The organism is Chamaesiphon sp. OTE_20_metabat_361 (assembly GCF_031364565.1).
In genome coordinates this window covers 1-2,582 of the sequence record NZ_JANLWO010000082.1, presented here as the reverse complement: position 1 = coordinate 2,582, position 2,582 = coordinate 1, and the positions used below count along the sequence as shown (strand labels likewise).

2 protein-coding genes are annotated in these 2,582 nt (G+C 49.9%); both read left to right on the top strand.

Features of this window, described 5'->3' with window-relative positions:
* Window positions 1-1,818: WD40 repeat domain-containing protein (locus RMO35_RS02225; RefSeq protein WP_309738264.1), on the top strand; the 1,818-nt coding region annotated here is incomplete at its 5' end.
* A gap of 161 nt (window positions 1,819-1,979) precedes the next feature.
* Window positions 1,980-2,582: GTPase (locus RMO35_RS02220; RefSeq protein WP_309738262.1), on the top strand; the 603-nt coding region annotated here is incomplete at its 3' end.

Here is a 2,582-nt window from a genome sequence, read left to right as displayed (position 1 = left end):
GGCTTCCAGACCATCCGCGAACGCTTAGCGACGACGATCGATCCTGATGTCGAGATCGAAACGATCGTCCGCAGCCGCTCCAAGTCACTGTTAAAACTGCCTTGGAATTCTATTTGGCAACCGATCCTCGATCGTTACCCCCAGTCAGAAGTAAGTGTCTCCCTGATTCCGACGATTTCCGAGACTGCTCCCACTGCCGAACAAATGGAAGTGTCAGTCCTATCGATCCTCACGAGCGCCCAAGGGATCAAACTCGATCGATCTAAAGAATATTTAGAAGCACTCCCATACACCAAAGCCGAGTTTATCGTGGCTCCCGGTCATGATGATTTTGTCAAGGCGCTCGGCAAAAAACCTTGGAGTGTCATCTTTTTTAGCAGTTATATTTCTGGCTATCTACCGAATAATCGGATTTATATCAATCACCACGATACGATCGGGATTACCGAATTCAAATATCGGCTGCGGATGGCGGTGCAACAGGGACTGAAACTGCTAGTTCTCAACTGTGGCGAGGGTTTGGATCTAGCAGGCGAACTGGCAGATCTGCAAATTCCCAACTTGATTGTCATGCGCGAAGCCGTCCAAGATCAGGTCGCCCAGGAATTTGTCAAACTATTTCTCAAAGCTTTTTCCGGCGGTAAATCCCTCCAGCTAGCGGTTCGAGACGCCCGCGAACGACTCCAAGCGATCGAAAAAGTAGTGCCAGCGGCTAGTTGTCTCCCCATGCTCTGTCAGCAGATTTCATCGCCAGCCTCCAGTTGGAATCGCTTGGCACATATCAACTTTAAATCGCCGGAACTGCTCGGAGTATCTCAGAATTGGGCTGATACCGAAGCTACCGGGATGATCGCTGATGCCGATTTAGAAAGCGGGATCGTGACTACCACCATCCTCGAATCAATTGCCTACGACAGGCTTACCTTAGTCCATCAACTGACGGGTTATTATAGTGAAGTTTATGCTCTAGCCATCAGTGCCGACGGTCAGTGGCTGGTCAGCGGACATGGCGATATCACTCACGTCGATGACGCGATCAAGGTCTGGCGACTCTCTGATGGTAAATTAATTCATAACCTACTCGGTCATAGTCATTGGGTTTATAGTGTGGTCTTAACTGCTGATGGGGAGACGATTATCAGTGGTAGTTTGGACGGCACGATTCAATGGTGGCAACTTACTACCGGGACTAAATTACCTCAGTTACTCGACCATAAATCGGCGGTTAATGCCATCTCGCTCACCAATGACAGTCAGCGACTAGTCTCGGGCGGTAATGATGCCTTATTGAAAATCTGGCAACCCCAAAACGGGCTACTCATTCATGAATGCTCCGGTCATCTTCAAAATGTGGCTTGTGTGGCTACTCACCAGCAGGCTCAACTGATTGCCACCGGGAGCAGCGACTATACCGTTAGATTGTGGCACCTTCAGGAAGGACGGCTACTCAAAACAATTATGGGACACAGCGGGCGGATTAGTGCCATTGCCATTACGCCTGACGGTACCAAGGTAATCAGTGCCAGCCACGATTGTACGGTGAAAATTTGGGATGTAGCAACGGGTAATTTAATTCATACCCTCGCTGGACATTCTAAACCGATCGGGTGTGTCGCAGTCTCAGCCGACGGTCAGATCGTCGTCAGCGGTAGTGACGATCGCACTGTCAATATCTGGAATCTCCACGATGGGCAGCTTTTACACACCCTCCTAGCCACAGATCGGGCGATCTTATCGGTTGCTATTAGTACCGACTGTCGGACGATCGTCACGGGTAGTTACGGCGAAGTTCAAGTCTGGCGGGTTCCGGCGGAGTAGGCTTTAGGTATTAGGTATTAGGTTTTAGGCTTTAGGCTTTAGGTGAATACATTGGATAAGTGTTATCCATTACCTTTTACCTTTTACCTTTTACCCCTTCCCTTTACCCCTTCCCCCAAAATCGGCTACGATCGATAACATAGATTAGATCGGATGAGAGTATGCGTTTACCTCGTTTGTGGTCGATGGCGATCGGTGGGATGGCGATCGCGATTTTGGCGCTGTGGTTGATTAATTCACTCTATACCCTGTACGTCCAAGTTAGTGGGACGACACCGTGGCTGGCGACACCGCTATTAATTGGGATTTTAATCCTCATTGCGATCGCGATCGCGGTGCTAGTTTACTATGTGGGTATCTTTCAGGGATGGTGGGGGAGATCGAAGACAAAAACACCCCAATTACCCAAAGTTCCCGTCGAGAGAACCGCCGCTGCTACTGCCAATCTCGAAGCGATCGATCGGCAACTCCAACAGATTCAAGATGAAGTTACCCGTCAGGCGTTACTGGCTAAATCCCGCGAGATTGCCGAAAATTTAGCCCGAGGACAAATCCGCGTCGTCGTCTTTGGTACGGGTTCGGCGGGAAAAACCTCGTTAATTAACGCCATCATCGGGCGGATTGTCGGTGAAGTCGGTGCGGCGATGGGGACGACAACTCGCGGTGAGACTTATACCCTCGAATTAAAAGGTTTGGATCGCCAGATTTTGCTCATCGATACTCCGGGCATCTTAGAAGCCGGAATTGAGGGCACTCAACGCGAG